The sequence below is a fragment of the Mucilaginibacter arboris genome (genome assembly GCF_009754915.1).
GTDB classification, from domain to species: domain Bacteria; phylum Bacteroidota; class Bacteroidia; order Sphingobacteriales; family Sphingobacteriaceae; genus Mucilaginibacter_A; species Mucilaginibacter_A arboris.
This window is the reverse complement of the sequence record NZ_WPIK01000015.1, coordinates 23,349-39,385: the sequence shown is the minus strand read 5'-3', so window position 1 is coordinate 39,385 and position 16,037 is coordinate 23,349. Positions and strand designations below refer to the sequence as shown.

General features: G+C 38.0%; 16 protein-coding genes. 11 read left to right on the top strand and 5 right to left on the bottom strand.

Features of this window, described 5'->3' with window-relative positions; translation table 11 throughout:
- Window positions 1-2: 2 nt before the first annotated feature.
- The 5 genes from GO621_RS19240 to GO621_RS15365 all read right to left on the bottom strand — a co-directional run bounded on the left by GO621_RS19240 (window position 3) and on the right by GO621_RS15365 (window position 5,380).
- A complete protein-coding gene (locus tag GO621_RS19240; protein WP_262884998.1) occupies window positions 3-125 on the bottom strand; it encodes a hypothetical protein in 123 nt (40 codons plus the stop codon).
- A 221-nt stretch (window positions 126-346) separates the two neighbouring features.
- A complete protein-coding gene (locus GO621_RS15380; protein WP_157568616.1) occupies window positions 347-952 on the bottom strand; it encodes a thioredoxin family protein in 606 nt (201 codons plus the stop codon).
- A 2-nt stretch (window positions 953-954) separates the two neighbouring features.
- On the bottom strand, window positions 955-1,443 hold the full coding sequence (locus GO621_RS15375; RefSeq protein ID WP_157568614.1) for a TlpA disulfide reductase family protein: 489 nt from the start codon (window positions 1,441-1,443) through the stop codon (window positions 955-957).
- A 48-nt stretch (window positions 1,444-1,491) separates the two neighbouring features.
- On the bottom strand, window positions 1,492-2,040 hold the full coding sequence (locus tag GO621_RS15370; protein ID WP_157568612.1) for a C40 family peptidase: 549 nt from the start codon (window positions 2,038-2,040) through the stop codon (window positions 1,492-1,494).
- 121 nt (window positions 2,041-2,161) lie between these two features.
- Window positions 2,162-5,380, bottom strand: coding sequence for a TonB-dependent receptor (locus tag GO621_RS15365; RefSeq protein ID WP_157568610.1), 3,219 nt, complete (start codon window positions 5,378-5,380; stop codon window positions 2,162-2,164).
- 498 nt (window positions 5,381-5,878) lie between these two features.
- Between GO621_RS15365 and lpdA the strand changes: the two genes are divergently transcribed.
- From lpdA to GO621_RS15310, 11 genes are all read left to right on the top strand, one after another.
- Complete coding sequence (gene lpdA / locus GO621_RS15360) at window positions 5,879-7,267, top strand: dihydrolipoyl dehydrogenase (protein ID WP_157568608.1); 1,389 nt, start codon at window positions 5,879-5,881, stop codon at window positions 7,265-7,267.
- A 450-nt stretch (window positions 7,268-7,717) separates the two neighbouring features.
- The gene (locus GO621_RS15355; RefSeq protein WP_157568607.1) at window positions 7,718-8,041 is read left to right on the top strand and encodes a DMT family transporter; all 324 of its coding nucleotides are present in this window, start codon (window positions 7,718-7,720) and stop codon (window positions 8,039-8,041) included.
- A 36-nt stretch (window positions 8,042-8,077) separates the two neighbouring features.
- Window positions 8,078-8,317 carry a DUF4160 domain-containing protein gene (locus tag GO621_RS15350; protein ID WP_157568605.1) on the top strand — a complete coding sequence of 80 codons (240 nt, stop codon included), beginning with the start codon at window positions 8,078-8,080 and terminating at the stop codon, window positions 8,315-8,317.
- A complete protein-coding gene (locus GO621_RS15345) occupies window positions 8,298-8,657 on the top strand; it encodes a DUF2442 domain-containing protein (protein ID WP_157568603.1) in 360 nt (119 codons plus the stop codon). The genes GO621_RS15350 and GO621_RS15345 overlap by 20 nt, the downstream gene beginning before the upstream one ends.
- Before the next feature lie 60 nt (window positions 8,658-8,717).
- Window positions 8,718-9,554, top strand: coding sequence for an MBL fold metallo-hydrolase (locus tag GO621_RS15340; RefSeq protein ID WP_157568601.1), 837 nt, complete (start codon window positions 8,718-8,720; stop codon window positions 9,552-9,554).
- A gap of 161 nt (window positions 9,555-9,715) precedes the next feature.
- Window positions 9,716-10,576, top strand: a complete 861-nt coding sequence (locus tag GO621_RS15335; protein ID WP_157568599.1) for a sigma-70 family RNA polymerase sigma factor — start codon at window positions 9,716-9,718, stop codon at window positions 10,574-10,576.
- A 96-nt stretch (window positions 10,577-10,672) separates the two neighbouring features.
- Window positions 10,673-11,386 carry a deoxyribonuclease V gene (nfi, locus tag GO621_RS15330; RefSeq protein WP_157568597.1) on the top strand — a complete coding sequence of 238 codons (714 nt, stop codon included), beginning with the start codon at window positions 10,673-10,675 and terminating at the stop codon, window positions 11,384-11,386.
- A 104-nt stretch (window positions 11,387-11,490) separates the two neighbouring features.
- On the top strand, window positions 11,491-12,471 hold the full coding sequence (locus GO621_RS15325) for a pepsin/retropepsin-like aspartic protease family protein (RefSeq protein ID WP_157568595.1): 981 nt from the start codon (window positions 11,491-11,493) through the stop codon (window positions 12,469-12,471).
- A gap of 32 nt (window positions 12,472-12,503) precedes the next feature.
- On the top strand, window positions 12,504-13,895 hold the full coding sequence (locus GO621_RS15320) for a glycogen-binding domain-containing protein (RefSeq protein WP_198170275.1): 1,392 nt from the start codon (window positions 12,504-12,506) through the stop codon (window positions 13,893-13,895).
- Window positions 13,896-13,941: 46 nt separating this feature from the next.
- Window positions 13,942-14,733: a PhzF family phenazine biosynthesis protein gene (locus tag GO621_RS15315; RefSeq protein WP_157568591.1), complete on the top strand. Its 792-nt coding sequence runs from the start codon at window positions 13,942-13,944 to the stop codon at window positions 14,731-14,733.
- 114 nt (window positions 14,734-14,847) lie between these two features.
- Complete coding sequence (locus GO621_RS15310; protein WP_157568589.1) at window positions 14,848-16,023, top strand: amine oxidase; 1,176 nt, start codon at window positions 14,848-14,850, stop codon at window positions 16,021-16,023.
- Window positions 16,024-16,037: the final 14 nt, after the last annotated feature.

Here is a 16,037-nt window from a genome sequence, read left to right as displayed (position 1 = left end):
CATCATCCAAAAACCAGTAAACCAACAATAATCCCGATTACCATAATTACATAAAGCAGTATTTCTGTACTGGCAAAACGTTTGTATTTGGTCCAGAAAGAGTAATCTTCTTTTGGTTTTTGCATAAAAAATCCCGGTTTAGCACCTGTTTAAATTTTGTTCAGCTTATTTTCTATGCTTCTTTTACCACATAAAATCCTTTGGCTTATTGTGCTTTTTGTATCAGTATAACACCTAAGAACAGAATTTACAGGCATAAAAGAAGCACTATAAATTTTTATGATCGAAATTTAAACTGACCCTTACTTTTCATAAACCGGGACCAAAATTAACAGGAATATTTTAATCAGATAGCTTTTAATTTAATAGAACAACCAATAGCTTTAGTGCTGGTTATAGTCGGGTTTTTACCCGAAAGCAAAGCATTTACTGCATTTTCTACATATTTATTTTTGATGTTTGTACCTTCTGTATCATCATCAATGGCGCCAATATATTGTACAACGTTTCCCTTTGCTGTTTTCTTTAATACATACACATGCGGCGTTGCTTTAGCGCCATAAGTTCTGGTAGTTAAGCCGGTATCATCAAATAAATAAGGAAAAGAATATTTTTTTTCGGTTGCCCGCTTCTTCATATTTTCAGGAGAATCCTCCGGAATGGCAGCCGGATCATTCGGACTGATAGCAATTACGGGATAACCTTTAGAAGCATACATTTTATCTAAAGCCATAATCCGGGATTCGTAAGCTCTGGCATACGGACAATGGTTACAAGTGAAAATAACAATATAGCCTTTTGCAGCAGGATAATCAGTTAAGGAAACTGTTTTTCCATCTACATTTTTTAGTTTAAAATCGGTTGCAATGTCTCCTACTTTGTAACCCGGACCTGCTACTTTTGCTGCAATACTGGAAGCAGCAATCAGTAATAAAACAAACAATCTTTTCATAGTTATTTTGAGTTTTGATATAATTTATTCAATTCCGGATAAGTAAATTCCTGCTCATAAAATTTATGTAAGTTCTTTTTTGTGTTGATAACCAATGTTCCGGGTAAAGCGCCGCTCCAGTTCTTATCAATCCGGTCAATAAATTCCTGTTCGCTGCTTTTATCTGCTAAAAAAACTTCGGATGTGAAATGATGGTTTTGTACGAAAGGAACAACAGCAGTATTCAATTTCGATTTAAAATCCATGCTAATCAACAACACTTTTAAAGGCTGGTTTTTGTACGTCTTTTGCAACTGATCAAAAACCGGCAGTTCTTTAACGCAAGGGCCGCACCATGTTGCCCAAAAATTAACGATAAAAACAGTATCTTGATGGCTAACCCTTTTTTCAAGTTGATCGATTGTAAGTAATCTGACTGCTTTTTGCTGTGCTTTTGCCTGAAAAACAAATACAACCATCAATAGCAGCAGAAATAAACGGATTTGTGTCATAGTTCAATTAACGGAACAATTGGATGCTTCTTTTACCACCTAAAAATATCATTCTGTAATAACAGATCCGCAGCGCGAAAAGTATTTATACATGGCCGGATCGTGCAATTTAACCAGTATAATCCCTTTTTTGGTGCTGGCATGAACAACATAATCGTTTTGCAGATAAACGCCAACATGGCTGAATTTCTTTCCGTCGAAATCAAAGAAAACAAGATCGCCCTCCTGCAACTGTTCCTCATATTTCCGTTTGATCACCGTTACCTGCTGGCCCGTCATTCTTGGTAAATTGATACCATAAACCTGCTGTTCCAGCAAAAAAGTAAAACCAGAACAATCAATACCATCTTTATCCAAACCGCCAAAACGATAAGGCGTACCCATCCAATTATCAATAAAAGTATATAAACGGCCGTTAGTGATGTTGCTTTCCTCAACACCCATCAACTCCGAGTACTTATTGCTGATAGATGCAGCTGGTTGTACGATTTGGCCTGGATGACCTTTTAAAGCATACTTGCGGGATTTGCACGATGAGAAAAGGATGGGTAAAAGAAGCATTGCAACAGCAATCCGGTTCAGTTTTTTCAATCTCATTAAGCAATAATTCGGGTTCAATTTATAAATAATAAAAAAATATGGGTAAAAACAGCAGCTAACAAAAAAGCCGTCCCTTTTTACAGGAACGGCTTGCATTAAGTTTTATGTTTTTTGTTTGTTAGAAAGAGTAACGTGCACTGATCTGTCCTCTCCAGCGGGAAGAAAAATCGTTAATAGTATATGGCCTTAAAGTTCCGTCAACGTTAGTTAGTTTTGTGGCATCAAAAGTAAAGGTTGGGGTTCTGGTTTGGCTGATAGGTGTAAAAAGGTTATAGCTTTGGTTGCCTAAGTAATAACCTCTGCCCCATTTGCTATTCAATAAATTTCCTATGTTTTGAATGTCAACAGATATTTCCAGTTTATGTTGTTTTACAAAATAAAAATCCTGTGAAAGTTTTAAATCTATGTGATTTTCCCATGGCATTCTGTCTCCGTTACGGGTAGTGTTCTGACCCTGGTGATCTCTTAAATAACTATTGTCCTTAATGAAATTTTGAAAATCTGTCCATTGTTGTGCAGCAGTAACGGTAGTTTTAGAATTATCAGCATTTGTACGTACAAAATCTACAAATTGGGCCTGTTGAATGTTAGCCGGAATGTAAGCTAAATCCTGAGATTGAGTTTTGCTGGTTATATCATCACCATTGATATTGCCGCTGCCATAAAGATAAGAGAATGTTTGGCCAGACTGCCCGATATATACTACTCCAACATTGGTAGCCAACTTGTTGCTGGCATATTTGAAGGATTTGGAAATATAACCAACTATACGGGAACCTGGTGAAAAGTTAGCACGGGACAGATCAGGACTGTTTAATCCGTTTACATTATAAACAAATCTCCAGTTAGAAAGCGCTGTTGAGCTGGTTCCGTCTGATACAGAAAAAGCATCCCCATAAGTATAAGCAATACTGCCTGTCCAACCTCTGGTTAATGGTTTTTGTATTTGGGCAGTAACGTTATATGTATAACCTTGGTTTGTGTTAGTTAAATAAATAACATCTGTATAGTTAGCATCTGCACGGGTAAAATTATAATAAGGGCGTGTTGTATTTCCAATGGTAGTAACACCACTTTGAGGGCCAACATTTAAGTTTTGGTAAAGGATGTTATTAAAGGTTTTAGAATATAACCCCTCAACGGTACCGATTAATCCCCAGAAAGGTAATTTTTGGTCTAAAGCTAAATTAGTCCTGAAAATGGTCGGAAATTTAAAGTTATGATCGGTTACATCAATTTCTGTTGCTGTTGTTGCAACGGTGGTTGTTGGTAAAGGTGCACCCAAGTGTGTATCATTCGGGTTATAATTAAAACGTATTGCATTTAGCGCTGTTCCGGTTGGACTATATCTGATAGAGTTGACCCCTGTACCGCCATACTGGTTAGACAACCAAACGAAAGGTGCAGGCCCTGTAAATACGCCGCCCCCTCCACGTAACTGAGAAGTACCATCACCATTAATATCCCAGTTAAAGGCCATTCTTGGAGTAACATAAACAGCTGGGGTAACAGTTCTATCAGTAGCTACATTATATCTTTGGGCTAATGCAGAGTTGTTAAATGCAGTGTTGGCAAGTGGCTTGTTAAAAAACACTGGCAATTCTAAACCAATGCCATAAGTAAATTTAAACTTTTCGTTTACTTGCATGGCATCTTGTGCATACACCCTGAATTGTGCTGCATGAATAATTGATGCCGCATTATCTGCACCGCCGGCAGTTGAATAACCTACCTGGTAACTTATTGGGGCAACAGTAGCATTGTTTTTAAAAGCATCGATACTGGCATAAGTATAATACCCGTAATAGTATTGCAGAAACACGTTATTAGTGTTATAAAAATCATTATTAGTACCTAAGGTGATGGTATGAATACCTTTATACAAATTAAAATTATCTGTAACGCTAAAGTTATCCTGATTAAGGCTATTTCTTGGGGAAGAGTAATCTGAACCTATATTATAGTTAAGCGAGTTTGTTTTATCTTGAATAAATATAGAAGGAAAATCTGCTGTAACCCGGGCGTCACGAACACGGTTATAAGTTAAGCGGAATACATTGGAAGCATTATTAGAAAAAGAACTGTTTAACTCTAACACGGATGAATTTGTTTTGCTGGCAAAAGTATAAGCACTGTTTGCAAAAGTTATTGTTCCTACAGATCTGCTGATTACTAAATCACTTGCATCTACATAACTGTGCCGAATAGTTAACTTATTTTTTTCGTTGATATTCCAGTCTAAACGACCAAAAACAGTAGTAGATGGCGTAACTTTATTAATTGCAGAATAACTTCCAGGATCAAAACTATATGTTTTGATAACGTAATTTCTTAAATCCTCTAATACAGAGGGGTTAAATTTTGATCCGGATCCAGATTGTGTTGGATCATAAGCAAGAGGCGTTGAATTTTTTGAACGCTCAAAATCAGCAAAGAAAAATAATTTATCCTTTACAATCGGCCCACCTAAGCTTGCTCCATAAATTGTTTTAGTAAAATCAGCATATTTCAAATCAGTAGTTACACTTTTACCAATTCCATTTTGGTTTTGTAAATAAGTATAAGCCGAACCGTGGAAAGAGTTAGTTCCGCTTTTAGTTACCGCATTAATTCCGCCACCGGCAAAACCTACATAAGTAACATCATATGGTGCTACTACAATTTGCATCTCTTGAATAGCATCTAAAGGAATTGGGTTTGCACTTGCTTGTCCGCCATTTGTTCCGGTGCTGGATAATCCGAAAACATCACTTGCTGTTGCACCATCAATTGTAAACCTATTGTATTTACTATTCATTCCACCAAAGCTAATTCCCAATGGCGCTCCGTTTGTATTACTGCTGGTAACGGTTGCCTGTGGTGTTAAACGGGCAAAATCCTGAATGTTACGGGTTATAGTTGGCAATTGCTGTAATTCTGTAATGCCAACCCGGGTCGATGTTCCGTTTCTTTCGGAACTGATTACCGTATTTTTTGTAGCGGTAACCGACACTTCAGCCAATGTTCCTGTTTGGCTTTGTAATGCAACATCCAATTTTAAAGGGTTACCCAAGCTTATAACTATATCATTAAATGTGCGTGAATTATAACCTATGTAAGATACTACAATAGTGTATGGACTGCCTACACGCATGTTTGGAATAGTAAACTGGCCATTTGCATTAGTTGAGGCCCCGTAAACAGAACCTGATGGTACATGTGTTGCCCTAACACTTGCCCCTATTAAAGATTCTCCTTTAGAATCCCTAATAGTTCCGGTTACACTACCCGTGGTAAGCTGCGCATTTGCGAATTTCAGGATAAATAAAAAACTAATTAATAGTAAATACTTCTTCATAGATGTTTTTTTAATGTTTGCTGCCGAAATTAAGTGTAGAGACTTTAAATTATTATTTTTCAGCAAAGATAGGCGTTCAAAAAATTTTTATATTAAATTAATGTTAACAATTTTATATTAATTTCCACATTTGGTTAAAACCGGTTTAAATTTTTATACAATTTATTTTCTATACTTCTTTTATCACCTAAAAAACAGAAATTTTCTATGCTTTTTTTATCAGCATGTATTACGAAAACAACATTTACAAGCATAAAAGAAGTATGAGCATCGATCCTGAGAATATCTAAGCATCTGGTATATAAATTTCAATAGGGCTCTCAACTATTATCCTACTTTTAGATAGAAAAGGTATAGTAATCCATCAAAATAATCGTTGTTAAAGATGTTTTTTTATCAACCAAAATCCAACTTGCCCCTTTAAACATTTTTTCCTTACAAACACACCTCATTTTTTTTTAGCTTTGGCATCAGCATAAAATTTTAAAAAGGATATATATGAATTACGATGTCATTGTTATTGGCACTGGTCCCGGTGGTTATGTAGCTGCTATCCGTGCGGCGCAGTTGGGTTTAAAAACCGCGGTCATCGAAAAAGAATCTTTAGGCGGCATTTGCCTTAACTGGGGTTGTATCCCAACCAAAGCATTATTAAAAAGTGCCCAGGTTTTTGAATATATTAATCATGCAGAAGAATATGGCTTAAAGGTTAATGGCAGCGAAGTTGACTTCGGAAGCATTATCAAAAGAAGCCGTGGCGTTGCCGATGGCATGAGCAAAGGCATCCAGTTCCTGATGAAAAAGAACAAGATCGATGTAATTATGGGGACCGGCAAATTAAAAGGCAAAGGGACCGTTGAAGTTAAAGGTGCAGATGGCGCAGCAAAAGAATATACAGCTAAAAATATCATCCTGGCAACAGGAAGCCGTTCGCGCGAGTTACCCAACCTGAAACAGGATGGTGTAAAAGTAATTGGCTACCGCCAGGCCATGAACCTGCCCAAACAACCTGAAAGCATGGTAGTTGTTGGTTCTGGTGCTATCGGTGTGGAGTTTGCTTACTTTTATAATTCTATCGGCACAAAAGTTACCGTGGTTGAATATTTGGACAATATTGTTCCTGTTGAGGACGAAGAGGTTTCCAAACAATTGGCACGTTCTTTCAAAAAGATCGGTATCAATATCATGACTGGTTCTACAGTAGAATCGGTAGATACTTCAGGCCAAAAATGTAAAGTAAATATCAAAACAGCAAAAGGCAACGAAGTGATAGAAGCTGATGTGGTGCTTTCTGCCGTAGGCGTTACTACCAATCTTGAAAACTTAGGTTTGGAAGAATTAGGTATTAAAACGGATAAAGGCAAAGTTCTGGTAGATAATTTCTATAAAACCAATGTAGATGGCGTTTTTGCAATTGGCGATATTGTAAAAGGCCAGGCTTTAGCGCATGTTGCTTCTGCTGAAGGTATAATTTGTGTTGAAAAAATTGCTGGTCAAAACCCGGAGCCTTTAAACTATAATAATATTCCCGGCTGTACATACTGCTCTCCGGAAATTGCTTCTGTAGGTTATACCGAAAAAGCTGCCCGCGAAGCTGGTTATGATATTAAGGTTGGTAAATTTCCATTCTCTGCTTCAGGAAAAGCAAGCGCTGCCGGAGCGAAAGACGGTTTTGTAAAAGTAATCTTTGACGCCAAGTATGGCGAATTCCTGGGCGCGCACATGATTGGTTTTAACGTAACTGAAATGATTGCGGAAGTTGTTGTTGCACGAAAACTGGAAGCAACAGGGCACGAAATTATTAAAACCGTACATCCCCACCCAACCATGAGCGAAGCGGTAATGGAAGCTGCGGCCGATGCTTACGGAGAAGTGATCCACTTGTAGATGAGTTGTCGGTTTGGAGTTGCCTGTTGCCAGTTCTTTTCAGACGTAAGTATATACGATGCTTCTTTTATCACCATAAAATTGGCTTAAGTGCTTACTGCAAAGTTCTGTTTTAAAAACTGGCAACCCACAACTCAAAACTGGCAACTGATCTCCATGCTTCTTTTATCACCATAAAACTGGCAACTCACAACTGGTAACTTCAACTGATCTCCGGCAACTGATCTCCATGCTTCTTTTATCACCATAAAACCGGCAACTCACAACTCGCAACTGGCAACTGATGTCCGGCAACTGATCTCATGCTTCTTTTATCACCTAAAAACCTGTGGTAACACAGGTTTTTATTTTTTAATCAGCTTGAAAGTTGAAATACAATCCTGCAACTTATACAGCAGCAAGACATCAAAACCCAAAACTGGCAACTTACAACCGATAACTGAAAAAACTATGGCTTGGTTCTACCTAATTCTTGGCGGTTTATTTGAGGTTGGATTTACCACCTGCCTTAAATTTTCCAACAACTTCAGCAATTTAAAATGGAGCATTGGCTTTTTTATCTGCATCACTTTAAGTTTTTTGCTGATGAATAAAGCCATTCAAACACTTCCTATCGGCACCGCTTATGCTGTTTGGACTGGAATTGGCGCAGCCGGCTCTGTTTTAATAGGTATTTTTATTTTTAAAGAACCAGCTGATTTTTGGCGTTTATTTTTTATTTTTCTATTGATTGCATCGATATTGGGTTTGAAACTGGTCTCTAAGGAATCCTGAGTATTGATATAATATTATTTAATTATATTTGTTTAGATGCCAAAAGTTTTAGAAATAAATGGTTATAAATTCAGTTTTTATAGCAATGAAAATGATGAACCAGCACACATACATATTACTAAAAACACTTCAAATGCAAAATATTGGTTAGAACCAGAATTACTCGAAGAATACTCTTATGGCTTTAAACTTATTGAAAGGCGAAAAATTAAGAATATTCTTCGAGAGCATTATAATACACTAATTAAAAAATGGCATGAGCACTTCGAAAATTAATCACCCTGATAAAATCATAAATAAAAAAGCTAAAGATCCCTTTGATCGTCTAATTTTCGAACAAGGTTTACGTGCAAAACAAGTGCTTTTAGCCGACAAAAAGTTGGATAGGCTAGTTGTGCAACTAAACAATAATATGGAAGTGAAAATTGCTTTAAGCAACTATCCAAAATTGAAAAAAGCAAGCCAGGCAGAGTTAGATCAATGGGAACTAATTGCTGATGGTATTGGCCTTAGATGGGATATTTTGGATGAAGACCTATCTATAAAAGGAATAATTAAGGAATCAGCATTGAACGAAGTATTGCATCAATTACAGAATAGTTTAATTACAGAATAGTTTTAAGTCTAAATCTTCAATTATTTAGACTATTTTTAGTTTCGATCCTTCCACCCTCTCATGAAACTCCATACCATCAATACCGGATTATTTAAACTGGATGGCGGCGCCATGTTTGGCGTTGTACCCAAAACCGTCTGGAATAAAACCAATCCTGCGGATGAAAATAACTTGTGTACGTTTGCCATGCGTTGCCTGTTGGTTGAAGATGAAGAAAAGCTAATATTGATTGATACGGGTATTGGCAAAAAACAGAGTGAAAAATTTTTCAGTCATTATTATTTACATGGAGATGCTTCGCTCGATCAGTCTTTAAATGATTTAGGCTTTCATCGGGATGATATAACTGATGTTTTCCTCACGCATCTTCACCTCGATCATGTTGGCGGGGCCGTGAACCTGGAAAACGAAAAACCTGTTATGGCTTTTAAAAACGCCAATTATTGGAGTAACAAAAAACACTGGAACTGGGCAATCTATCCAAACGAACGCGAAAAAGCTTCTTTCCTGAAAGAAAATATTTTACCGATACAGGAAAGCGGAAAACTTCAGTTTATCAATCCGGCCAATGCTTCTTTTACCGATAAAATTTCTGTGCGTTTTGCTTCCGGGCATACCGAAGCCATGATGTTGCCGCAAATCAGCTACAAAAATAAAACATTGGTTTATGTAGCCGATTTGCTGCCCACTGCCGGCCATATTCCTTTAGCTTATATTCCTGCTTATGATATGTTCCCGTTGCAAACGCTAACCGAAAAGAAAGTGTTTTTGGAAGAAGCTGCCGATCAAAACTATGTTTTGTTTTTAGAACACGACCCGGAAAACGAATGCTGTACTGTAAAAAGAACAGAAAAAGGTATCCGGCTAAATGAAACTTTTAACCTAAGTGATATTTAAACCGTGAAAAACATTTCCAATTTCTGACACTGTTGCCCTCAAAATAAAGTTTTGGAAACCAATAAATACGAATAGTGTTTTAAGCGATGGTAATTTTTGCAGATATTTTTTATTTTTGAACGTTTTTAGGTCAGACACAAGAAACAAGGTATAAAATATAAATGAGACAACTCAAAATAACGCAATCTATTACTAACCGTGAGTCGCAATCATTAGATAAATATCTTCATGAAATTGGCAAGGTTGATTTAATTACAGCAGAAGAAGAGGTTATTTTAGCACAAAAAATCAGGGAAGGCGACCAGGCAGCGTTAGAACGCCTGACCAAAACCAACCTGCGCTTTGTTGTTTCTGTGGCAAAACAATATCAAAACCAAGGGCTTACGTTAGGCGATTTAATTAATGAAGGAAACCTGGGTTTAATAAAAGCTGCCAAACGTTTTGATGAAACCAAAGGCTTTAAATTTATTTCTTACGCTGTTTGGTGGATCCGGCAATCCATTTTACAAGCTATTGCAGAACAGTCCCGTATTGTACGTTTACCGCTAAACCAAGTTGGTTCTTTAAGCAAAATCAGCAAAGCTTTTTCTAAGCTGGAGCAGGAATACGAACGCGAGCCATCTCCAGAAGAACTTGCCGATACATTGGAAACCACTGTTGATAAAATTTCTGATACGCTGAGCAATTCCGGCCGCCATGTTTCTATGGATGCGCCATTTGTTACCGGAGAAGAAAATACACTGCTGGATGTATTAGGAAACAAAGAACCAAACACAGATTCTATGTTGATTGATGAATCGCTGGCAGAAGAAATCAGGCGTTCTTTATCTTCGTTAACAGAACGCGAGCGTGAGATCATCATGTTGTTTTTTGGTTTAGGGGGCAGCAGCCCTTTTTCTCTGGAAGAAATCGGAGAAAAATTCAGCCTGACACGCGAGCGTGTCCGCCAGATAAAAGATAAAGCTTTACAAAGATTGCGGCATACTTCACGCAGTAAAATTTTAAAATCCTATTTAGGATAATCACAAAAAAGCTTTCAGAAATGAAAGCTTTTTTGTTTTACAGCCTTTGCGAAAACGCTTTCTGCTAATATTGGTTAAAGTTAAAATGCTTCTTTTATGCCACTAATTTCTCCGGAGGAATACGAAAACCTCACCCCTGTCCAGGCAATCGAACTGCAACAGCAGCTTCGTAAAGAAATTAGGATTGAACCACTTTTAAAACCCATCCAAACCATTGCCGGAGCTGATATTTCTTTTAATAAATACGAAGAAACGGTTTATGCCGGAATCATCGTTTTAAGTTTTCCGCCTTTACAGGAAGTTGCAAAAGCAACGGTTATCAGCAAAACCTCCTTTCCATATATTCCAGGTTTGCTCTCTTTCCGCGAAATCCCTTCTCTGTTAAAAGCATGGGGCCAATTAGAAGTAAAACCCGATTTAATGGTTTTAGACGGGCAAGGAATTGCACATCCGCGCCGAATGGGCATTGCAACACACTTTGGTTTAGTTACCGATACGCCTGCAATGGGTTGTGCCAAAAGTTTATTAACCGGGAAGTTTGAAGCTTTGCCGGAAACTGCCGGATCAGCAAGTTTAATTTACGATCAGGAAGAAGTAATTGGCGCAGCGCTTCGTACTAAAAATAAAGTTAACCCGGTTTTTATTTCTCCCGGCCACCGCATTACTTTAGAACAAAGTCTGGCTATTATTAAACAATGTATTTCCGGTTATCGTATTCCCGATCCAACCCGTAAAGCTCATTTATTAGTTAACCTGGTACGAACACAAAATATGGGTGATAAAAGAAGCACGCAGTTGGATTTGTTTTAATCAATCATTCTTTCTAAAAACTTCCAAATACGTTTTATTTAAAATGGCCTTAGCTGTGTAACTTTATTTACCTACCCGGCGTCTTATTCCTACACCTTGGCCACATGTTCAAACGGATTTTGCTTATCGTACTTTTGCTATCGGCCTTAAGTGGCGTAAAAGCTATGGGCAAACCGGATATTATTATTGGCGGTATTAATTTTAAATCATTAATTGAAAGCGATTCTGACCCTTACGGCGATTTTAAAGTTTTAGCAATCCCTATTAAACGAGCTGGAAACCTGATTATTGTAGAAGCACAGTTGGATTCTGTAGGGGGCAACTTTGTATTGGATACGGGTGCTCCTTATCTCATTTTAAATTCTACTTATTTTCGGGGCCTTCCTAAGATCAAGGAACAGGAATCGGGCGGAATCAATGGCCGTTCCTCAAACACTTTTACAGCCATTGTTCATAATTTATCTTTAGGATTTGACTTACATTACGACCGCCTTGTAGCCGATGTGACCGATTTGTCGGGCATTGAAAACAGCAAACAGATTAAAATTCTGGGCCTGTTAGGTACCCGCCTGTTTGCCAAGCTTGCCATAACGGTAGATATTTCTAAAAACCTGCTTTATATTCATAAGCTTGATAAAAATGGAGATATACTGCCGGGAGAAAAAGTATTTGACAAGCCTGACGTTAAAACCACTTTTAAATGTATGAACGATGTAATGTTTATTAAAGGCAACGTTAATGATAAAAGTATTTGGTTTGCGTTTGATACCGGCGCCGAAACCAACATGCTCGATCTTCATGTTTCTAAAAAAATCATCAAATCATTACAGGTTATTAATCGTAATAATGTATTGGGTGTTGGAGGAAAATCTTACGAAATCATTTATGCTTCTTTTAACAAGCTAAATATTGACGGTTATACCTTTCCAAATAACCGTGTTTTAGTTTCTAACCTTGAAAACATAGGCAAATTTTATGGTTACACGTTTGATGGTATATTAGGTTACGACTTTTTTGCAAGGGGCATCTTCACCATAAACTTCGCTAAAAAAGAATTTGAAATGTACATTTATACTCATCATTAACCAAAATGAGAACGCTTAAACATTTATTTACAATGTTACTGATGCTCTGCAGCTTAATGGAAGCACGGGCACAGAAGCGTAATCGTATTGTTATGTCTCGTGATCATTTAATATTAATAGTAGATGTTCATACAAGTAAAACAGAGATAGATAGCTTGCTACGGGTTGGTGGTATAGTTGGACAAACTGCAGAAATGCTGCTGCAGGGAAATTACCTGCCTGCTATTAAAAATGGTTGGGATGTTAAAGCAAAAAAGAATATTATTGAATTGAACCGCTCGTTATCAGACGGAAAGGAAAACATACAAATAACCCCGTATTTCCTTAGCAGTAATGTGTATAAAAGTAGTTCGAGGCCGGGCTATCCGTCAGAAGTGGCTTATGGTGTTAATAATTTTTCGAGGGTTACCGTACACGAACTTTCATCTGGTTTAACCAGGTTTTTTGTACCAGGCAATATACAGGCAAGACGTGTGTTTGTATCAGGAAGTTTTAATAACTGGAGCACCATTAAAGGCAATATGAACAAAACCGACAGTGGCTGGGTGTTTGATGTAAGGCTGGAACCCGGTAAATATGCATACAAATTTATTATTAACAGCAACTGGACAACTGATGTAAATAACAAACTAAGTGAAGATGATGGTGTAGGCAACAACAATTCTATTTACTTCCGCTATAATTATACATTCAGGCTTGCTGGTTATCCATCAGCCCGTAAAATTACTGTTGCAGGCAGTTTTAATAAATGGAACGAAATACCGATGCGTTTAAAAAATGGCAGATGGGAATGTCCTTTATACCTGCACGACGGTAATTATTTATACCGTTTTATAGTTGATGGTTATTCGATAACCGATCCGGCAAATAAGCTTACTCAGGTACAGAATAGTGTTCTCAGCTCGGTGCTTCTGCTCGGCGAAGCTGTTACCTTTAAGCTAAACGGCTATACTAATGCCCATAAAGTTTTTGTGGCAGGCACCTTTAACAATTGGGATACTAATATGCTTCCACTAACAAAAACTACTACTGGCTGGATACTTCATTATACTATCTCTGCCGGCAATTATCAATATAAATTTATTGCAGACGGCCAGTGGATAGTTGATCCGCTTAATCCAAATCAAATAACAATAGATGGTAATACCAACTCATTTTTGGCAGTAAAACCAAATCATACATTTACTTTAAAAGGTTATAGTTCGGCACATACTGTACGGCTTGCAGGTAATTTTAACAATTGGAATGAACAAGGCTATACGCTTGAGCACAAAGGCGATGTATGGATAATCAATATACGCCTAAAACCAGGCAAGTATCTCTATAAGTTTTTGGTAGATGGAAACTGGATTTTAGATCCCGGAAACAAACTATGGGAGCAAAATCAGTATGGCACGGGCAATTCTGTTATATGGATAGAGTAAGGTTCGTTGTAAAATTTTATCTTAGCCTATAACTCATATCATAATCATGACTATCCCTATTTATCAGGCTGATGCTTTTACCAATCGGCTTTTTGGTGGAAACCCTGCTGCTGTTTGTCCATTAAAAGAATGGCTTCCGGATGAAACGATGCAACAAATTGCTTTAGAAAACAATCTTGCCGAAACTGCTTTTTTTGTTCCTGACGGAGATGGTTTTATGCTTCGCTGGTTTACACCGGAACTGGAAATTGATCTGTGCGGACATGCTACTTTAGCTTCCGCTCATATTCTTTGTACAGAGTTAAATTATACCAAAGAGCACATCAATTTTAAAACAAAAGTTGCCGGAACATTGGTCGTTTCCAAAAAAGATGAGCTTTATTCTTTAGATTTTCCTTCACGTCCGCCTCAAACTTGTAAAACACCAAATATTTTGCTTGAGGCTTTGGGCGGTGGCAGTACTCCTTTTAGCATACAAAAATCGAGAGACTATTTTATGGTTTACGAAAAGGAAGAAGACATTATCAACCTAAACCCGGATTTTAATTTGCTAAGCAAGATTGATACAATCGGCGTTATTGTTACTGCTCCTGGTAAAGAGGTTGATTTTGTTTCCCGCTTTTTCGCTCCCGGCAGCGGTATTCCCGAAGATCCGGTAACCGGTTCTGCACATTGTACTTTAATTCCATACTGGGCAAAAAGGTTAGGTAAAAACAGTATGCACGCTTTCCAGTTATCCGCTCGAAAAGGAGAACTTTGGTGTGAAAATAACGGCGGCCGGGTACTGATTTCAGGTAAAGCGATAACTTATCTGCGGGGTGAAATTGTAGTGCCATAAATAGCACAAACCTGAAAGGGATAAAATATTTTAAAAGAAACAAATATTTTACTTCACAAAAAAAGCTTTTTCCTGTTAACAATGTCTTTTACGATATTAAATAAATAATATAAAATGAACAAAAATCCTTTCCAGTCTTTTTGGATGGCAGGTTACGAATGCACAGACCAGCTGAATTATTATGGAAACCGGGTTGACTTACTGAAGGAAACCGCACATCTGGAACTGATAGATCAGGATTACAAGGACCTGGAACAGTTTAATATTAAAACTGTGCGCGAAGGTATCCAATGGAGCCACGTCGAAAAAAAACCATACGAATACGATTGGACTACAGTTGCCCACATGATTGAAAGAGGCAAAGCCAACGGCATACAACAAGTGTGGGATATTTGCCATTTTGGTTTTGCAACAGATTTAACGCCAACCCATCCCCATTTTACACCGCGTTTTTCTGCTTTATGCCGTGCTTTTGTACGTTTTTATCGTTCGGTTAGTCCAGACGATGTGCTGATTGTTACACCTATAAACGAAGTAAGCTTCATTTCCTGGCTGGGCGGTGAAGTGCGTGGTACTACGCCTTACAGCATCAACCAGGGTTGGGATTTAAAATATGCGCTGATGCGTGCTTATATCGATGCTATTGTAGCGATGCGCGAAATAGATCCTTCTATCCGGATCATGACAACAGAGCCATTGATACAGGTTGTACCGCCGCTAAATGCCACAGAAGAAGAACTTTTAGCTGCAAAGAACCTGCACGAAAACCAGTATCAGGTGCTCGATATTCTTTCGGGCCGTATTTGTCCGGAACTTGGCGGTTCTACCAATTACCTTGATATACTCGGTTTCAACTATTATTATAATAATCAATGGGTTAGCACAACACATCAATTCTTGAAGTGGATCGATGAGCCTCGCGACCCCCGCTTCAGGCCGTTCAACAGTTTACTGGCAGAAGCTTACCAACGCTATCAGCGACCTGTAGTTTTATCAGAAACCAGTCACCCGAAAGAAGACCGGCCGAAATGGATGAAGTATATTGCAGATGAAATAGAAATTTTACTGCAAAAGAAAATCCCTTTGTGGGGAGTTTGCATTTACCCTATTATTGACCGGCCAGACTGGGACCATTTAACCGTTTGGCACCAGGCAGGATTGTGGGACCTTGAATTTTTTCCGAATGAGTTGCCCCGACGTATACTTCACCAGGAATATGCCGAAGCATTACTGGCCGGCCAGGCACAAATTGTTGCTGCGGTTACAGATCCTGCTTATAATTTATCCTGATTTATAATCACTTG

Bases quoted from the DNA above. Each gene is read 5' to 3' on its own strand.
- GO621_RS15370 (WP_157568612.1), bottom strand. From the start codon at position 2,040: ATGAGATTGAAAAAACTGAACCGGATTGCTGTTGCAATGCTTCTTTTA.
- GO621_RS15320 (WP_198170275.1), top strand. From the start codon at position 12,504: ATGTTACTGATGCTCTGCAGCTTAATGGAAGCACGGGCACAGAAGCGT.
- GO621_RS15375 (WP_157568614.1), bottom strand. From the start codon at position 1,443: ATGACACAAATCCGTTTATTTCTGCTGCTATTGATGGTTGTATTTGTT.
- GO621_RS15350 (WP_157568605.1), top strand. From the start codon at position 8,078: ATGCCAAAAGTTTTAGAAATAAATGGTTATAAATTCAGTTTTTATAGC.
- GO621_RS15310 (WP_157568589.1), top strand. From the start codon at position 14,848: ATGAACAAAAATCCTTTCCAGTCTTTTTGGATGGCAGGTTACGAATGC.
- GO621_RS15335 (WP_157568599.1), top strand. From the start codon at position 9,716: ATGAGACAACTCAAAATAACGCAATCTATTACTAACCGTGAGTCGCAA.
- GO621_RS15365 (WP_157568610.1), bottom strand. From the start codon at position 5,380: ATGAAGAAGTATTTACTATTAATTAGTTTTTTATTTATCCTGAAATTC.
- GO621_RS19240 (WP_262884998.1), bottom strand. From the start codon at position 125: ATGCAAAAACCAAAAGAAGATTACTCTTTCTGGACCAAATACAAACGT.
- GO621_RS15380 (WP_157568616.1), bottom strand. From the start codon at position 952: ATGAAAAGATTGTTTGTTTTATTACTGATTGCTGCTTCCAGTATTGCA.
- GO621_RS15345 (WP_157568603.1), top strand. From the start codon at position 8,298: ATGAGCACTTCGAAAATTAATCACCCTGATAAAATCATAAATAAAAAA.
- lpdA (WP_157568608.1), top strand. From the start codon at position 5,879: ATGAATTACGATGTCATTGTTATTGGCACTGGTCCCGGTGGTTATGTA.
- GO621_RS15355 (WP_157568607.1), top strand. From the start codon at position 7,718: ATGGCTTGGTTCTACCTAATTCTTGGCGGTTTATTTGAGGTTGGATTT.
- GO621_RS15315 (WP_157568591.1), top strand. From the start codon at position 13,942: ATGACTATCCCTATTTATCAGGCTGATGCTTTTACCAATCGGCTTTTT.
- GO621_RS15340 (WP_157568601.1), top strand. From the start codon at position 8,718: ATGAAACTCCATACCATCAATACCGGATTATTTAAACTGGATGGCGGC.
- GO621_RS15325 (WP_157568595.1), top strand. From the start codon at position 11,491: ATGTTCAAACGGATTTTGCTTATCGTACTTTTGCTATCGGCCTTAAGT.
- nfi (WP_157568597.1), top strand. From the start codon at position 10,673: ATGCCACTAATTTCTCCGGAGGAATACGAAAACCTCACCCCTGTCCAG.